The 16,624-nt window shown below is 73.1% G+C and carries 15 protein-coding genes; 4 read left to right on the top strand and 11 right to left on the bottom strand.

All coding sequences use genetic code 11. From position 1 onward, the window contains the following. The 6 genes from ACFV4N_RS13560 to ACFV4N_RS13535 all read right to left on the bottom strand — a co-directional run. Window positions 1-1,126: PPE domain-containing protein (locus tag ACFV4N_RS13560; protein ID WP_499672812.1), on the bottom strand; the 1,126-nt coding region annotated here is incomplete at its 3' end. 36 nt (window positions 1,127-1,162) lie between these two features. Beyond that, complete coding sequence (locus ACFV4N_RS13555; protein ID WP_499672811.1) at window positions 1,163-1,549, bottom strand: transcriptional regulator; 387 nt, start codon at window positions 1,547-1,549, stop codon at window positions 1,163-1,165. Between the two features lie 106 nt (window positions 1,550-1,655). Next, window positions 1,656-2,261 carry a DUF3558 domain-containing protein gene (locus ACFV4N_RS13550; RefSeq protein ID WP_499672810.1) on the bottom strand — a complete coding sequence of 202 codons (606 nt, stop codon included), beginning with the start codon at window positions 2,259-2,261 and terminating at the stop codon, window positions 1,656-1,658. A 57-nt stretch (window positions 2,262-2,318) separates the two neighbouring features. Continuing rightward, window positions 2,319-4,232 (bottom strand): glycoside hydrolase family 15 protein, encoded by a 1,914-nt coding sequence (locus ACFV4N_RS13545; RefSeq protein ID WP_499672809.1) that lies wholly within the window; start codon window positions 4,230-4,232, stop codon window positions 2,319-2,321. Window positions 4,233-4,287: 55 nt separating this feature from the next. Beyond that, window positions 4,288-6,450, bottom strand: a complete 2,163-nt coding sequence (locus ACFV4N_RS13540; protein WP_499672808.1) for a putative bifunctional diguanylate cyclase/phosphodiesterase — start codon at window positions 6,448-6,450, stop codon at window positions 4,288-4,290. 157 nt (window positions 6,451-6,607) lie between these two features. Next, a complete protein-coding gene (locus ACFV4N_RS13535; RefSeq protein ID WP_499672807.1) occupies window positions 6,608-7,429 on the bottom strand; it encodes an SAM-dependent methyltransferase in 822 nt (273 codons plus the stop codon). 145 nt (window positions 7,430-7,574) lie between these two features. Here ACFV4N_RS13535 and ACFV4N_RS13530 point away from each other — a divergent pair, with 145 nt between their 5' ends. Both ACFV4N_RS13530 and ACFV4N_RS13525 read left to right on the top strand, forming a co-directional pair. After that, complete coding sequence (locus ACFV4N_RS13530) at window positions 7,575-8,699, top strand: pentapeptide repeat-containing protein (RefSeq protein WP_499672806.1); 1,125 nt, start codon at window positions 7,575-7,577, stop codon at window positions 8,697-8,699. Next, on the top strand, window positions 8,699-9,673 hold the full coding sequence (locus ACFV4N_RS13525; protein ID WP_499672805.1) for a pentapeptide repeat-containing protein: 975 nt from the start codon (window positions 8,699-8,701) through the stop codon (window positions 9,671-9,673). The genes ACFV4N_RS13530 and ACFV4N_RS13525 overlap by 1 nt, the downstream gene beginning before the upstream one ends. On the opposite strand, the gene ACFV4N_RS13520 is transcribed toward ACFV4N_RS13525, so the two are convergent. Continuing rightward, window positions 9,620-10,501, bottom strand: a complete 882-nt coding sequence (locus ACFV4N_RS13520) for a LysR family transcriptional regulator (protein WP_499672804.1) — start codon at window positions 10,499-10,501, stop codon at window positions 9,620-9,622. The two genes, ACFV4N_RS13525 and ACFV4N_RS13520, sit on opposite strands and share 54 nt — an antisense overlap. Before the next feature lie 107 nt (window positions 10,502-10,608). Here ACFV4N_RS13520 and ACFV4N_RS13515 point away from each other — a divergent pair, with 107 nt between their 5' ends. Further along, window positions 10,609-11,454 (top strand): aldo/keto reductase, encoded by an 846-nt coding sequence (locus ACFV4N_RS13515; RefSeq protein WP_499672803.1) that lies wholly within the window; start codon window positions 10,609-10,611, stop codon window positions 11,452-11,454. 209 nt (window positions 11,455-11,663) lie between these two features. Continuing rightward, window positions 11,664-12,491: a lysozyme gene (locus ACFV4N_RS13510; RefSeq protein WP_499672802.1), complete on the top strand. Its 828-nt coding sequence runs from the start codon at window positions 11,664-11,666 to the stop codon at window positions 12,489-12,491. A 48-nt stretch (window positions 12,492-12,539) separates the two neighbouring features. Here the strand turns inward: ACFV4N_RS13510 and ACFV4N_RS13505 are convergent, their stop codons facing one another. The 4 genes from ACFV4N_RS13505 to purS form a co-directional block, all read right to left on the bottom strand. Continuing rightward, window positions 12,540-13,115: a hypothetical protein gene (locus ACFV4N_RS13505; protein WP_499672801.1), complete on the bottom strand. Its 576-nt coding sequence runs from the start codon at window positions 13,113-13,115 to the stop codon at window positions 12,540-12,542. A 247-nt stretch (window positions 13,116-13,362) separates the two neighbouring features. Beyond that, window positions 13,363-15,639 (bottom strand): phosphoribosylformylglycinamidine synthase subunit PurL, encoded by a 2,277-nt coding sequence (gene purL / locus ACFV4N_RS13500; protein WP_499672800.1) that lies wholly within the window; start codon window positions 15,637-15,639, stop codon window positions 13,363-13,365. Then, a complete protein-coding gene (gene purQ / locus ACFV4N_RS13495) occupies window positions 15,636-16,307 on the bottom strand; it encodes a phosphoribosylformylglycinamidine synthase subunit PurQ (RefSeq protein WP_499672799.1) in 672 nt (223 codons plus the stop codon). The genes purL and purQ overlap by 4 nt, the downstream gene beginning before the upstream one ends. Next, window positions 16,304-16,543 carry a phosphoribosylformylglycinamidine synthase subunit PurS gene (purS, locus tag ACFV4N_RS13490; protein ID WP_033428368.1) on the bottom strand — a complete coding sequence of 80 codons (240 nt, stop codon included), beginning with the start codon at window positions 16,541-16,543 and terminating at the stop codon, window positions 16,304-16,306. Before purS ends, purQ begins: the two co-directional genes overlap by 4 nt. Window positions 16,544-16,624: the final 81 nt, after the last annotated feature.

Raw genomic sequence — 16,624 nt, 5'->3', positions numbered from 1 at the left:
GCAGCGGACAGCGCGGGCCCGCGCCGGCCGGGTTGGAGCCGCCGGGGACGCCACCGGGACCACCGGGCACGCCCGGCATGCCGGGCACGCCGCCGCGCGCACCGGGACCGTGGGGGTTGCCGGGACCACCGGGCATCCCCTGGCCGGGCATCCCCTGGCCGGGCATCCCCGGGCCGCGCACGCCGGGGGGCAGGTTCGGCCGGCCGCCGGGACCGCTCGGGCCGACGGGGCCCCTCGGCGGCAGGACGGGGCCGTTGCCCGGGGGCTTCGGCGGCGTCCACACCGGGGGCGGCACCGGGGGCGCGACGGGCGGCTTCACGGTGACCGGCGGGGTGGGCACCGGCTGCGGGGTCGGCGTCGGCGTGCTCGGCGGCGCCCACGACGGGTTGGTCGTGCCACCGCCGGGCAGGTGGCCGGGCACCGTCGTGGCCGGGCCGGGCGGCGACGGGGGAGCCCACGACGGCATGGTGGTGCCGCCACCGCCGGGACCGCTCCAGGACGGCTGCGCGGCGCTCTGGGCCACGGTGTAGCTGTTGTACTCGCCGGCGCCCGCGGGCGGCGGCGTGTCGATGACGACCTTCGGCGGCGGGACGAACTCACCCAGCGTGTTGCTGTTCCACTCGCTGTTGGACTGGTAGTTGTTCATCACCTCGACGGCCTTGGCCTCGGCGTTGTCCTGCGCCGCTTCCTGCCGCTCGTGGTCCTGCTGCTGCTGGATGACGTGCATCATGCCGACCGGGCCGGTCAGCGCGCCGAGGATCTTGTCGCCGGTGGACGGCGCCTCGGTGGTCACCGGGACCGGTTCGGGCATCTCCTTGCGCGCGTCCGCGATGTACTCGCCCTGGAGCTGCGCGGAGGACTTCATCACGTCCGAGGCGCGCTGCGCGTCGGACGCCCACTCGCCCAGCGGCGAGAGCGCCGCCCGCGCCTCGTTCGCGCTGGAGCCCTCCCACACCGCGCCGAGCTTCTCCAGCCCCTGGTGGATGGAGGTGTCGATCTCGGCCAGGGCCTCGGACAGCGACTTCCACTTGTCCTCGATGGGGCGGGAGGCCGCCACCCCGGGACCCTCGTTGATCATGCGGTACAGATCGGGGTGTGCGTAACCGCGCCAGCGGTGGTCACCCATGGTGCTCGCCCCCCTCGGGTGCGTTGGTGGTCATGGTCAGCCGTTGTGGACGCGTCCCCAGGACGCGGTGTTGTCGCCCTCGACGCGGCGGTAGTCGGCCTCGATGGCGGTGAGCTGGTCCACGACGCCCCGCAGCTGGTCGCGGTAGGCCTCGATCGCGGACAGCGCGGCCGAGTCGCCTGCCTCGAAGGTGTCCTGGTTGAACTTCTCGGCGGTCTCCTGGCTCACCGGGTCGCCCGCCCACCGACGGGCGCGCAGGGCGGCCTTCGCGTCGGCCAGCTGGTCCTCCAGGCGGTGGAGGGCGTCGCTGAACACCTTCCGGGCGTCGGGGATCGCCGACGGCTCGATGCTCAGCTTCTGCTGCGTCCCGCTGTACTCCGGCGTGGTCCGCGTGGAACCACCACCGCCGCCGTCGATGAACAAGACACACCCTCCTCAACACCGCGCACACCCCACCGTGCGCTTTCGGGATGACTTTAGCTCTGATGCGTCACACGGGTGAGTGGTTCCGCCTGCGAAGCGACTACTCCTACCCGTTCGACAAGGTCTCCACCGCGGCCCCGGCGATCTGCGGCGCGAGCCGGCAGAGCTCGGCCGAGGGGACGTCCTCGTAGCCCGACACCTGCACGTCGAGCATCTGCCCGTCGGCGACGTCGACGCCCAGGAAGCAGACCGCGTCGTCGTCGGGGACCCGGCCGAGCACCGCGGGGAAGCCGCCGACCTCCAGGTGCTCCGGCTCCACGGCGAAGCTGCCGTCGGTGTACCAGGAGACGCCGGTGGTGGTCACGGTCGTCACGCGGAAGCCCCACCTGTGGTCTTCGCGGGAGAAGTTGCAGGTCGGCGACCGGAAGGTGGAGGCCGTGCCCGGGCGCGGCGGCACGGTGGCGCCGAACTGGGCGCGCTGCGCCTCGGTCAGCGCGGCGCACGGGTCGACGGCCGCCACGTCGATGGTCCTCGGCCGGGCGGCGGGCGCCTTCGAGGGGGACGTCGGCTCGCTCGACCCGGCGCCGGTCGTCCGGGTGGGCGCGGGGTCCCCGCCGGCGGTGGCGGAACCGCCCGTGGCGGAACCACCCGTGGTCTGGGAGCAGCCCGCGAGCAGGGCCAGGGCAGCGAGGAGCGGCACGGCACGACGCATGGGCCCAACGTATCCGAGACCCGTCCGCGCGATGACCCGAACGGGTTGACAGCCGGTTCAACACCTCTCCGCGTAGCGGCAGGCCACGACGGAGGGTCGCTCGACCGGCTCGCCCGCCTCGATCGACCACGCCAGGCGCACGTACTGGGCGTGCGTCCAGGACAGCGGGGTCGCCGAGGTGGTGCCGCGGCCGTGCCACACCTGCTCGGGCAGCATCCGACCCCCGTTGGCGGCGGACGCCACGTCGGCCAGGCGGCCGCGCGCCGCGCCCGGGTCGCCGGCCAGCAGTTCGTACTCGCCGCGCTCGCCGGCGAAGATCGGCCACGTGCGGCCGTAGGTGCGGCCGTGCCCGATGTTCCACGGCCCGCCGTCGGCGCGCTCGCCGAAGCCGTCGCCGTTGTAGCGGTGCCAGAACCGGCCGCGCTTGAGCTGCTCGTCGACGACGCGCACGGTGTCGCGCACCACCGGGTCGTCGTGCGGCCGGACGCCGAGGCGCACCAGTTCGAGGAAGCTCGGGTCCACGGCGGCGCGCTGGTCGATCTCGGTCGGGTGGTTGTCGCCGGGGTTGTAGGCGGTGCCGCGGTCGGGCTGCCCGTCCTTGGTGATTCGCAGGTAGTAGGGCCGGTCGGAGAACGGGCCGGTGCGGGTGACCGTCCACCCCTCGACGCGGGCCTCCCAGTCGTCGGCGACGGCGAGGAACTCCGCGGCCCGCGGGTCGCCGGCCCGCCGGAGCAGGTCGGCCAGGCACACCAGGCCGGCGATCGCGGAGGCGATCGTGCCGGGCGAGTAGCCGCCCTGGTTCTCCCAGCGCTCCTGCTCGGTGGCCGGCGCGTCCGGTCGGGAGACCATGAACTCGGCGGCGCGCACGAGCCCGTCGAGGGTGTCGCGGTCGGTGCGGCCGAGCAGCCACGCCAGCAGCATCGGCGCGGCCTGCTCGTCCAGCTGCACGTTGGTCCAGTACGGCTCGCCGGTGACGCGCGTGTTCTGCGGCAGGTGGCCGTCCGGCCGCTGCTGCACGTCGAGCATGAAGTCGAGGGCGCGGTGCGCGGCCCGGGTGTCGCCGGCGGCGAGCAGGGCGCTGGCGATCTGGTACTGGTCGCGCGGCCACACCAGGGCGTAGGAGCCGAACTCGGGCGCGATCTCGCGGTCGAAGCCGAACGCCCACGGGAAGCTCGGCGAGGCGATGAACGCGCCGGGGTTGCGCTTGTCCTCGGCGGCGGCCAGCACCATCAGCGACGTCTCGTAGAGGTCGCGGTCGGCGGCGCGCGGGCGCTCGAAGCCCTTCAGGTAGTCGTCCCAGCCCTGGTCGTAGCGGCGGGCGTGCCGGGGGAAGCCCTCGATCAGCGAGGTGCGCGCGGTGGTCAGGGCCTCCTCGGGGTTCGCGCCGAACCCCAGGGCCAGCGTGGTGCGGCCGTGCCGCAGGCGCAGCTCACCGGTCTGGATCACGTTGCCGGTGGTGGCGGACACGGGCGTGAGGCCGTGGTCGGCGACGAGGGCGCTCGCCGCCAGTCCGTCGCGGGCCACCAGGGCGTCCGGCTGGTCGACGGCGGTGTCGTCGTCGCCGTCGCGGGACAGGTTCGGGTCGAAGACCACCCGCACGTCGGCCGGGCCGCCCCCGACCTCGACGTCGGCCAGGACGGTCGCGCGGGACGGGTCGGTGGTGTAGGTGACGCGCGCCTGCCAGCCGGGGCCGCTGAACACCTGCCGGTAGCGCAGCCTGCCGACCGGCTCGGTGCGGGCGTTGGTCGCGGTGCGGCCGTTGACCACGAGCCGCAGCTCGCGGGTCGCCGGGGTGCTCAGGTCGGGGTAGAAGACCTCGTTCAGCCCGCCGCGGCCGAGGGTGAACCAGACCGGGCTGCCGGCCTGGCGGGCCGTGCCGAACCCCTGCTTGTCGGCGGGCATGTAGGTCGCGGGGGGACCGGGAGCGGTCAACGCGCCCGCCAGCAGCACCGCGACTAAGGGGATCGTCATGCCCCCCTGGGTGCACCGCCGCGCGGCACGTCAAACAACGGTCCACAAGGGACGATCAACTGCGGTTCAGCAGCTCGTCGATCTCCTCCGGCTTCATCGGCTTGGCGAAGAACCAGCCCTGGCCCGTGTCGCAGCCGATCCGGTGCAGCCGCTTGGCCTGCGCCGGGGTCTCCACGCCCTCCGCGGTGACGCCGAGCTGGAGCGCGTGGGCCAGCTGGACGAGGGTGGAGACGATCTGGGCGTCCACCGCGTCCTCCTCGTCGGCCGCCCGCAGCCCCTCCATGAACGAGCCCGCGATCTTCAGCTCGTGCACCGGCAGGTGCTTGAGGTAGGCCAGGTTCGAGTAGCCGGTGCCGAAGTCGTCGATCGCGATCCGCACGCCCATGTCCGACAGCGCCCGCAGCGCCTCCAGCGGCTCGTCCGCGGTGCCCATGATGGCGCTCTCGGTCAGCTCCAGCTGGAGGTGGTGCGGCGGCAGCGCGCACTCGTCCAGGATCCGCTTCACGTCCCGCACCAGCTCGGGGTCCCGCGACTGCCGCACCGCCAGGTTGACGCTCACGAACGGCGCGTTGTCGCCGAACGCGTCGAACCAGCGGCGCGCCTGCTCGCACGCCTTGCGCAGCACCCACCGGCCCAGCGGCACGATCAGGCCGGTCTCCTCGGCCAGCTCGATGAACCGGTCCGGCGCGAGCCGCCCGAACTCCGGGTGCTGCCAGCGGACCAGGGCCTCCACGCCCACGACCGTGCTGTCCTCCAGCCGCACCAGCGGCTGGTAGTCGACGTAGAACTCGTCGCGCTCCAGCGCCGCGGGCATGGTCGCCGACAGCGTGAAGCGGGCGACCTCCTTGGCGTTGCGATCCGGGTCGTACAGCGCCCAGCGCGACTTGCCGTCCGCCTTCGCCCAGTACAGCGTGATGTCCGCGTCCCGCATCAGGTCGGCCGCGGTGGTGCCGGCCAGGGCGCGCTCGACGATGCCGATCGACGCCGACACGGTCAGCTCGTGCCCGCCGATGCGGATCGGGGACTCCAGCTCCCGCAGCACGCGGTCGGCCACCGCGATGATGTCGCCGGTGTCCCGCGAGCCCTCCACCAGGATGACGAACTCGTCGCCGCCCATGCGCGCCACGAGCTTGCCCTCGCCGGACACCGACAGGTCCAGCCGGCGGCCCACCTCGACCAGCAGCCGGTCGCCGATGTCGTGGCCCAGGCTGTCGTTGATCACCTTGAACCCGTCCAGGTCCAGGTAGCACAGGCCGGCCCGCCTGCTGTGGCGGTTGTTGAACACCCGGCCCAGCCGCTCCAGGAACAGCGCCCGGTTGGGCAGGCCGGTCAGCGGGTCGTGCAGCGCCTGGTAGCGCAGCCGGTTCTGCAGCAGGTGGCGGTCGGTGACGTCCTCGATCATCGCCACCTGGTACTGCGGCTCGCCGTGGTCGTCGCGCACCAGCGACAGCGTCAGGTGCGTCCACACCTGCTCGCCGTCGGCCCGGCGGAACCGCTTCTCGGCCCGGTAGTGGTCGCACTCGCCCGCGGTGAGCTGGTCGTACAGCCGCCAGACGTTGCTGCCGTCCTCCGGGTGCATCAGGTCGCGGATGTTGTACTGCCGCATCTCCTCGACGCTGAACCCGAGCATGTCCTGCAGCGCCTGGTTCACGTCCAGGATGCGGCCCTCGATGTCGGCGATGCCGATGCCGATCGCGGCCTCGGTGAACATCGCGCGGAACCGCGCCTCGGACGCCCTCAGCGCGGCCTCGGCCTGGTCGCGGGCGTCCAGCACGGCCGCCCGGATCGCCTCCTGCTCGGCCAGCGTCCGCTCGCGCAGCGCGCGGGCGTACCCGGCGGCCAGCGCGCCCTGGAGGGCCGCCAGGCGGGAGCGCATCAGCTCGTCCCGCGGCACGCCCAGCTCGGCCAGCAGGTCGTCGCCGAGCAGCTGCACGGTGCGGCCCAGCGTGTCGGTGCCGGTGAAGTGGGCCTCGACCAGGCGCGCGCCGATCTCGTAGCCCGGCGCGGTGCGGAACGGGCTGGCGTGCAGCGCGTGCACCAGGACCTCGGTCAGCGCCTGGAGGTGCTCGGCGACCTCGGCCCGCGTCATCGGCACGTAGCTGCTGCCGATGACCGCGGTGGCCCACGTCCGGGCGAACGACTCCGCCCCGGCCAGGACGGCGGGGTCGAGGTTAGATCGGCCTGGTGCTGCCACCCGATGGTCAACCTGTTCCGTCATGTCCGCCGGCCTGCCGCCACAACGCAGAGGATACGGCCGCTCGCGGTGCGCGGTCGACAGCTCCGCCGGCTCGCCGCCGCGCCCGCGCGGTCCGTGCGCGCCGGCTCGGCGCGAGCCTCGTCCACCGCCGCCGCGCGGGCCACGTCCGCGCCGACCATCAGGGCTTCCGCCCGACCGCGCCGAAGCTGAGGAACCTCGCGGCGTTCTCGTCCACGTCGTCCGGCGACTCCGGGTGCCACAGCGGCAGCCGGACCACCCCGGGTTCGACCAGGTCGAAGCCCTTGAACAGGGCCTCCACCTCGTGCCTGCGGCGCCAGATCAGCTCGGTGACGCCCCGGTTGTAGGTGCCCCGCGCCTCGTCCCACGCCGGGTCCCAGTCGCCCTCCTCGTACCCGACGTGCGAGACCGCCAGGTAGCTGCCGGGGGGCACCGCGTCCCGGTAGGCCGCCACGACGCCCTGCGGGTCCTCGGCGTCCGGCACGAAGTGCAGCAGCGCCACCATCAGCACGCCGATCGGCCGGTCGAAGTCGAGCAGCCCGCGCACCTCGGGCGAGCCGAGCACCGACTCCGCGTCCCGCACGTCCCGCTGGAGCACCTCGACCCGGTCGTTCCCGGTCAGGATGGCCCGGCTGTGCGCGACCGCCACCGGGTCGACGTCCACGTACACCACGCGCGCGGACGGGTCGGTGGCCTGCGCGATCTCGTGCACGTTGCCCACGGTGGGGATGCCCGAGCCGAGGTCGAGGAACTGGCGGACGCCCTGGTCGAGCAGGTGGCGCACGGCCCGCCGCAGGAAGGCGCGGTGGTTGAGCACCACTTCCTTGATCACCGGCGCGTCGGCCAGGGTCTTGTCGGCCACGGCCCGGTCCACCGCGAAGTTGTGCGCGCCGCCGAGCCAGTAGTCGTAGACCCGCGCGATGCTGGGCCTGCTCAGGTCGATGTCGCCCGGCGCCCAGGTCGGCCGCTCCACGCTGTCCACACGCTCTCCTCGACGATCGCGGTTCCCCACCGTTGCGGTGACACCCCACATCATGGGCCAATCCGGTGAGTTGTCACACCGTCCTCTTGCGTTGATTTCGGATCCCGGCCCCGCGCTGTCGCTCACCGGGAAGAATGACCTCCTTGTGGGTTACCTGTGGATCGCGGGCGCGGCCGTGCTGGTGGCGGCGGCCGTGCTGCTCGTGGTGCAGCACCGGCGGAAGAAGAGCTTCCTGGCGCCGACGCTGATCGGCTCGATCGGCGCGTTCGCGCTGGTCGCGGGCTGGATGTTCGCGGTGGACGCGGCCGCGCCGAAGCACGAGGCGATCAAGACCGGCGGCCTGGCGGGCGGCGCGGTGATCGCCTTGTACGCGCTGTGGCTCAACGACCGGCGGCGGCGGACCGACGAGGCCCGGCACGAGTTGGACAGCGAGCGGCAGGAGCTGGAGACCCAACGCGCCGAACACGACCGGTCGCGGGTCGCCGACGAACGATTCGCCCGATCGGTTGAACTGCTCGGCCACGAGGCGGAACAGGTCCGGGTGGGCGCCATGCACGCCCTGGCCGGCCTGGCGCGGTCCCGCCCGGAGTACACCCAGACCGTGCTCGACGTGCTGTGCGCCTACTTGCGGCGGCCGTTCCTCGTCGATCCCAACGAGGAGGAGTCGGACCGCCGCCGGGAACGCGAGCACGAGCGCGAGTTCGAGGTCCGGCTCACCGCCCAGCGGCTGATCGCCGAGCTGCTGCCCCGCGACGACGCCCGCGACGCGCCGCGCTACGACCTCGACCTGACCAGGGCCTACCTGGAGTACTTCGACATCTCCCGCCGGCAGGTGAACAACCTCATGCTGCGCGCCGCGCGCCTGCACCGGTCCAACTCGCTGCACCACACGACCGTGCACGGCGGCGCGTGGTTCACCGACGCCGAGAGCCAGGGCCGGCTCTACCTGCACGACATGACCTTCCACGGCAAGGCCTGGTTCAGCCACTTCCGGGTCGAGGCCGACGAGCGGACCGACTTCTCCCGCACGGGGTTCCTCGGGCCGAACAAGTTCGCCGAGGCGGTGTTCCGGGGGCCGGTCACCTTCGAGGGCGCCCGCTTCGCCCGACCCGTCGACCTCGGGGGCGCCCGGTTCCACCGCGGGCTCGACCTGCGCCTGGCCGAGCCGCAGGTCGCCCGGACGATCGGCGCGCACGTGTCCACCCGGCACGAGAACCACCTGCCCGACGGGTGGGTGGTCGAGGAGAGCACGGGACTGGTGAGGAGCTGATGGGACGAGGGCGGTGGTTGCTGGCGGCGACCGTGCTCGCCGCGGTGCTGGTCACGGTCGCCACCACGGCGGCCCTGCTGCTGGTCGACCCGAGGCAGCCGAAGGCGGAGGCGATCAAGACCGGGGCGCTCGCGGGCGGCGCGGTCGTCGCGCTGTACGCGCTGTGGCTCAACGACCGGCGGCGGCGCGTCGAGGAGGCCCGGCACGAGCTGGAGAGCGACAAGGCCTCCGACGAGCGGTTCGCCAAGGCCGTGGAGCTGCTGGGCAACGAGGCCGACCAGGTCCGGGTGGGCGCGATGCACGTGCTGGCCAACCTGGCGAGGGCCGACCGGCGGTACAAGCAGACCGTGCTGGACGTGCTGTGCGCCTACCTGCGCCGGCCGTTCACGCACCCGGCGCTGACCGCGAAGCCCGAGGACCCGGACCAGGCGTACTTCGGCGTGCCCGAGGAGCGGCGGGAGGAGGTCTCGCCCGAGCAGGAGCAGGAGATGACGGTCCGGCGGACCGCGCAGCGGCTCATCACCGACCTGCTCCCGTGGGGGTCCGACCCGGACCAGACCAGGTACCAGCTCGACCTGAGCGGTGCGAAGCTCGTGCACTTCCGGCTGGAGGGCCGCCGGTTCGGCCGGCTCGTGGCCCGGCGCGCCCAGTTCTACGGCATCACCGCGTTCTCGGAGATCGCGCTCGCCCAGCCGGCCCTGTTCTCCGGCGGCACGTTCCACGGACGGGTGAACTTCGAGAACGGGAAGTTCCACGGCGGCATCTCGTTCCAGGACGTCGCCTTCAAGCTGGGCCTCCAGCTCGCCGGCGCGACCGCGGGCACGTTCCTGCACTTCCCCGAGCGACCCCCGGAGGGGCTGACCGGCAGCCTCGACGTGCGGGAGGGCACCGCGTTCCGCAACGACCCCGCCGGGTGGCCGCTAACCGGCCACGGGAAGCCCGCGGCCGTCGAGGACCATGTCCAGCAGGACTGACGCGGCCGCGCCGCCCGCCGGCGAGGTGACCACCGCGGTCTCGGCCACCGGCGCGTCCACCACCTCCACGAACCGGGCCCGGGTCCTCTTCGCCGCGAACGACCGGGGCACCAGCGCCACGCCCAGGCCGAAGCCGACGAAGTCGAGCAGCGAGTGCACGTCGTTGACCTCGACGGCGACCCGGCGGTCCACCCCGGCGGTGGCCAGGGCGCGGTCCACCTCGTCGCGCGTCCCCCAGTCCGGGTTGAAGTCCACGAACGGCTGACCCGCCAGCTCGGCGAGCCGCACCGACTCCCGCCCCGCCAGCGGCAGCTCGGGCGCGCACGCCGGCACCAGGGGTTCGGTGGACAGGGTGGACACCTCCAGGTCGGCCGCGGCGGAGCCGGCCGTGACGAACGCGACGTCCAGCCGGCCCGCGCGCACCAGCTCCACCAGCTCGCCCGACCCGGCCTGCCGCAACCGCAGCTCCACCCCGGGGTGCAGCTCGTGGAACCGCGCCGGCACGGCCGGCAGGTGCACGCCGTGCAGGCACTGGACGCTGCCCACGGACAGCTCGCCGCGCAGCAGCCCCTGGACGGCCGCCACCGCGTCCCGCGCCGCGTCGATCGTGCCCAGCGCGCGGCGCGCCTCCACCAGCAGCGCCCGCCCGGCCTGGGTCAGCTCCACCTGCCGGGTGCTGCGCACGAACAGCGGCGCGCCCAGCTCGACCTCCAGCGCCCGGATCGACGCCGACAGACCCGACTGGGCGACGTGCATCCGCCGCGCGGCCCGGGTGAAGTGGCACTCCTCGGCCACGGCCACGAAGTACTCGAGCTGCCGGAGCTCCACGATTCATCACCCGTACTGCTGAATGGCATCAGGTCCTTCTGTTGGACAGCTTAATGCGGTCGGCCCAAGCTGGAACCGCACACGGACCAACACGGAGGTACGTCAAGATGCTGACTCGCCGCATCGGTGGAGTCGAGGTCAGTGCCATCGGCCTGGGCGGAATGCCCATGTCGCTGGAGGGCCGCCCCGACCGGGCCCGGGCCGTCGAGACCATCCGCGCCGCCGTCGACGCGGGCGTGACCCTGATCGACACGGCCGACGCCTACTCCGCCGACGACAGCGACTTCGGGCACAACGAGGAGCTGATCGCCGAGGCGCTCAAGGGCGTGGACGGGGTCCTGGTCGCCACCAAGGGCGGCCACACCCGCACCGCCGACGGCGGCTGGGGCCTCAACGGCAGGCCCGAGTACCTCAAGGCCGCCTGCGAGGCGTCGCTGCGGCGGCTGGGCGTGGACGCCATCGACCTCTACCAGTTCCACCGGCCCGACCCGGACGTGCCGACCGCCGAGTCCGTCGGCGCGCTGGCCGAGCTGCTGGACGAGGGCAAGATCAAGCTCGCGGGCGTGTCCAACTTCGACCCCGCGCAGATCCGCGAGGCCGACGAGGTGCTGGGCGGTCGGCTGGCGAGCGTGCAGAACCAGTTCTCGCCCGTGTTCCGCTCCAGCGAGCCGGAGCTGGAGCTGTGCGCGGAGCTGGGCATCGCGTTCCTGCCGTGGAGCCCGCTGGGCGGCATCAGCGCGGCCGGGCGGCTCGGCGAGCGGTTCGGCGCGTTCGCCGAGGTCGGCGCGGCGCACGGGGTGAGCCCGCAGCAGGTGTGCCTGGCGTGGATGCTCGCCAAGGCGCCGCAGGTGGTGCCGATCCCGGGCGCGTCGCGGCCCGCGAGCATCGCCGACTCGGCCGCCGCTGTCCACCTGGAACTGTCCGAGGAGGAGCTGCGGCGACTGGACGGGTGACCGCCGAATGGCGGAATCGGGCGATCGGGGCGACGATCTGACCCAACCGCGACTCACCTGGGCAGTCCGGGTTCGACGGCCGCACGGCGCGGTCCCGGTCCCGGACTGCTCCGTTTTCGTGACCAATTAACGAAAACTCTGGTGATCCGGTTAGTGGTGCCGCACACTGCCCATCGAGTCAACTCCCTGCACTGGCTCCAGGAGTCCCGATGAACACCTTCGCACGCTCCGCCACAGCCCTGTTGGCCTCCGCCGGGCTGTTCCTGATCGGCTTAACCGCACCCGCGTCGGCCACCCCCGTCCCGGCCGGTCCCGCCCCGGCGGCGCCCGCCCCCGCGGCGGAGGACCACGCCATGGGTTCCCAGATCCGCAAGCACGAGGGAGGCGCGCCCCGCGTCGTGGTCCCCGACGAACCGAGCACCCAGGCCGTCGTGTACGGCATCGACGTGAGCGGCCACCAGGGCAACGTCGACTGGAACCACTGGTGGGGCCTCGGCAAGCGGTTCGCCTACGTCAAGGCCACCGAGAGCACCGGCTACCGCAACCCCTACTTCGCCCAGCAGTACAACGGCTCCTACAACGTCGGCATGATCCGCGGCGCGTACCACTTCGCGCTGCCCGACCGCTCCACCGGCGCCGCCCAGGCCGACTACTTCGTCAACAACGGCGGCGGCTGGTCCCGCGACGGCCGGACCCTGCCCGGCGCGCTGGACATGGAGTACAACCCGTACGGCGCGACCTGCTACGGCCTGTCCAAGGCGAGCATGACCGCGTGGATCAAGTCGTTCAGCGACCGCTACCACACCCGCACCGGCCGCTGGCCGGTCATCTACACCTCCACCAGCTGGTGGAGCCAGTGCGTGAGCGGCGACTTCAGCTCCACCAACCCCCTGTGGGTGGCGCGCTACTCGTCGACGGTCGGCACCCTGCCCTACGCCTGGCCGTACTACACGATCTGGCAGTACTCGTCCTCGCCCATCGACCAGAACCAGTTCAACGGCGCCTACGACCGGCTCCAGGCGCTGGCCACCGGCTGACGCGCCGGGGTGGCCGGTCGGGAGCACCCGGCCGGCCACCCTGGGCGTTCAGACCTCCCACACCAGCACGCGCCCCCGCAACGCCTCGGCGGAGACGTCCAGGACCTCGATCCGGAAGACCCGCCCCTCCGGCGTCCGGCCGCACACGTGGCCGCCCGGCACCAGCCCGGTGGCGTCCCGCTTGCCGTTGGCCGCCAGCTCGGCGACGCACCCGGCCCGGTCCGGCGCGCCGTCCGTCGGCCACTCCACGAGCTGGAACCCGTCGTCCGCGTAGAGGCGGGCGTCCTGGATCCGGTAGACGTTGCGGCCCTCCAGGGCCCGCGGCTGCCGGTAGTCCAGGTTGAAGCTGCCGAACGGCAGGTCACCGGCGAACCGGACGGCCGGGTCGGGCCGCTCGGGCCCCTCGGCCGGGGCGGGGGTCGCGGTGGCGGCGGGCGCGGCGGACGTGGCGCCCGCCGGCGCGGTCACCGGCTGCCCGGTCCGGGCGCCGGGCGAAGAGGGCGCGGGAGGGGCCGAGGGCGTCGCGGAGGGCGCCGGCGGCGGGTCGGACGAGCCGGTGGCGGACACCGCCGTGGTCGCGGACACCGCCGTGGTCGCGGACACCGCCTCGGTCCCCGGAACCACCGCCGCCACCCCCGGCGCGCGACCTTCTCCGGTTCCCCCGCCGGCGCGTCGGTGGACTTGTCCTCGGGCATCGCTGGTCCTCCCTGTCGGTGAGACGAGAAGGACCGACCCTGCCAACGGCGGGGGGCCGCGACGGCGGCGTGGCGCAACGGTGCGCGGATCGAGACCGGATCGCACCCCGGGCGGCCCCGGGACCGCAGGAAGCGGTGGTCGGCCGGGTGCGGAGCGCACCCGGCCGACCCCTCGCTCAGTCGAACAGCGCCGGGAGGGTGCCCTCCCACGCCTCGCGCAGCTCCGCCAGCGGCAGGCTGCCGAGACCCTGGACCTCCAGGGCGCCGGACTCCGGGTCCACCACGCCGACCTTGCGCCACGGCAGGCCGCGCGCGGTGCACATGTCGGTGAACCGCAGCTCCTCGGTGCGCGGCACGGCCACCAGCACGCGGGCGGTGGACTCGCTGAACAGCTCGGTGAACAGGTCGCCCTCCAGGAACACCCGGGCGCCCACCTCGCCGATCAGGCACGTCTCCACCAGCGCCTGCGCCAGGCCGCCGTCGGACAGGTCGTGCGCGGCCGACACCATCCCGTCGCGCGAACCCGCCACCAGCACCTCGCCCAGCAGCTTCTCGCGGGCCAGGTCCACCTTCGGCGGCAGGCCGCCCAGGTGGCCGTGCACCACGTGCGCCCACTCCGAGCCGCCGAACTCGTCGCGCGTCTCGCCGAGCAGCAGCAGCGTCTCGCCCGCCTCCGCGCCGATCCCGGTCGGGATGCGGCGGCGGACGTCGTCGATCACGCCCAGCACGCCCACCACCGGCGTCGGCAGGATCGCCGTGGCGCCGGTCTGGTTGTAGAAGCTGACGTTGCCGCCGGTCACCGGGATGCCCAGCTCGGCGCAGCCGTCCGCGAGGCCCTTCACGGCCTGCTCGAACTGCCACATCACCGCCGGGTCCTCCGGCGAGCCGAAGTTCAGGCAGTTGGTCACCGCGACCGGCGTGGCGCCCGAGGTGGCGACGTTCCGGTACGCCTCGGCCAGCGCGAGCTGCGCGCCCGCGTACGGGTCGAGCCTGGTGTAGCGGCCGTTGCAGTCGGTGGACAGCGCCACGCCCCGGTGCGTCGACTCGTCGATGCGGATCATGCCCGAGTCGGACGGCTGGGCCAGCACCGTGCCACCGCGCACGTACCGGTCGTACTGCTGGGTCACCCACCGCTTCGACGCCAGGTTCGGCGACGCCGCCATGGTCTTGACCAGCTCCAGCAGCTCCTCCCGGGCCGGCCGCGCCAGCCGGTCCGGCACGTCGGCCCGCAGGGCGTCCTGGTCGGCCGGGCGCTCGATCGGCCGGTGGTACACCGGGCCCTCGTGCGCGACCGTGCGCGGCGGGACGTCCAGCACGACCTCGCCGTGCCAGGTGATGACCAGCCGGTCGCCCTCGGTGACCTCGCCGATCTCGGTGGCGATGACGTCCCACTTCGCGCAGACCGCCATGAACGCGTCCAGGTCCTCGGGCCGCACGACCGCGCACATGCGCTCCTGCGACTCGCTGGACAGGATCTCCGCCGGCGTCATGCCGGAGGCGCGCAGCGGCACCCGCTCCAGGTAGACGTGCATGCCGCCGTCACCGGCGCTGGCCAGCTCCGACGTCGCGCACGCCAGGCCCGCGCCGCCCAGGTCCTGGATGCCGACCACGATGCGCTCGGCGAACAGCTCCAGGCAGCACTCGATGAGCACCTTCTCGGTGAACGGGTCGCCCACCTGGACGCTGGGCAGCTTCTTCCGCTTGCCCACCGTGTCGTCGAAGGTCTCCGACGCCAGCACGGACACGCCGCCGATGCCGTCCAGGCCGGTGCGCGCACCGAACAGGATGACCTTGTTGCCGGTGCCCGAGGCGTGCGCCAAGTGCAGGTCCTCGACCCGCATCGCACCCACGCACAGGGCGTTGACCAGCGGGTTTCCCGCGTAGGTCGCGTCGAACACGACCTCGCCGCCGATGTTCGGCAGGCCCAGGCAGTTGCCGTAGCCGCCGACGCCGGCGACGATCCCGGGCAGCACCCGGCGCGTGTCCGGCGCGTCGGCCGGGCCGAACCGCAGCGGGTCCATCACGGCCAGCGGGCGGGCGCCCATGGCGAGGATGTCGCGGACGATGCCGCCGACACCCGTGGCCGCGCCCTGGTACGGCTCGACGTAGGACGGGTGGTTGTGGCTCTCGGCCTTGAAGGTGACCGCCCAGCCGTCGCCGATGTCCACCACGCCGGCGTTCTCGCCGATGCCCGCGAGCATCTTGGCGCGCATCTCGTCGGTGGTGGTGTCGGAGAAGTACTTCAGGTGCACCTTGGACGACTTGTAGGAGCAGTGCTCGCTCCACATCACCGAGTACATCGCCAGCTCGGCGTCCGTGGGCCGACGGCCCAGGATCTCCTTGATGCGGGCGTACTCGTCGTCCTTCAGGCCCAGCTCCTTGTAGGGCTGCTCCTGGTCGGGCGTCTTCTCGGCGTCCTCGACGGTGTCGACCTTGGTGATCCCGGCGCTCACGCGGTCACCACCGAGTCCACGAGGGACAGGAACATGCCCAGGCCGTCGTCGGTCGGGCCGGTGAGCGCGTCGATCGCGTGCTCGGGGTGCGGCATGAGGCCGACGACCCGGCCGTTGGCGCTGGTGATGCCCGCGATGTCGTTGCGCGAGCCGTTGGGGTTCTCGCCGACGTACCGGAACACCACTCGGCCCTCGCCCTCCAGCTCGTCGAGGGTCCGCTGGTCGGCCTGGTAGCCGCCCTCGCCGGACTTGAGCGGCACGAGGATCTCGGCGCCCCGGTCGTACCGGGTGGACCAGGCGGTCTCGTTGTTCTCGACCCTCAGCCACTGGTCGCGGCACACGAAGTGCAGCTTGGAGTTGCGGACCAGCGCGCCGGGCAGCAGGTGAGCCTCGCAGAGGATCTGGAAGCCGTTGCAGATGCCGAGCACCGGCATGCCCTTGTTCGCCGCGTCCACGACCTCCTGCATCACCGGGGCGAACCGGGCGATGGCGCCGCAGCGCAGGTAGTCGCCGTAGGAGAAGCCACCGGGCACGATGACCGCGTCGACGCCCTTGAGGTCGTGGTCGGCGTGCCAGAGGCTGACCGCCTCCCCGCCCGCGTACCGGACCGCGCGCGCCGCGTCGACGTCGTCCAGCGTGCCGGGGAAGGTGATGACCCCGACCCTCATGCCTCGACCCGCCTCACGACCCAGTCCTCGATCACGGGGTTGGCGAGGAACGTCTCGGCGATCTTGGCGAGCGTGGCGTCGTCGACGTCGTCGGCGACCTCCAGCTCGAAGTGCTTGCCCTGGCGGACACTGGTGATTCCGTCGAACCCGAGGCGGGGCAGCGCGTTGGCCACCGCCTGTCCTTGGGGGTCGAGGATTTCGGGCTTCGGCATGACGTCGACGACGACTCGGGCCACGACAGGCTGCTCCAAGGTAGGAGGGCTGGCGGTACTCGGGAAGGGTACCTGAGCTGGGTGTTCATCAAGTTCTCGCGTGGC

Source organism: Actinosynnema sp. NPDC059797, assembly GCF_042732085.1.
Lineage (GTDB): Bacteria > Actinomycetota > Actinomycetes > Mycobacteriales > Pseudonocardiaceae > Actinosynnema.
Note: the sequence above shows the minus strand (reverse complement) of the source record. Positions and strands in the feature narration are given on the sequence as shown.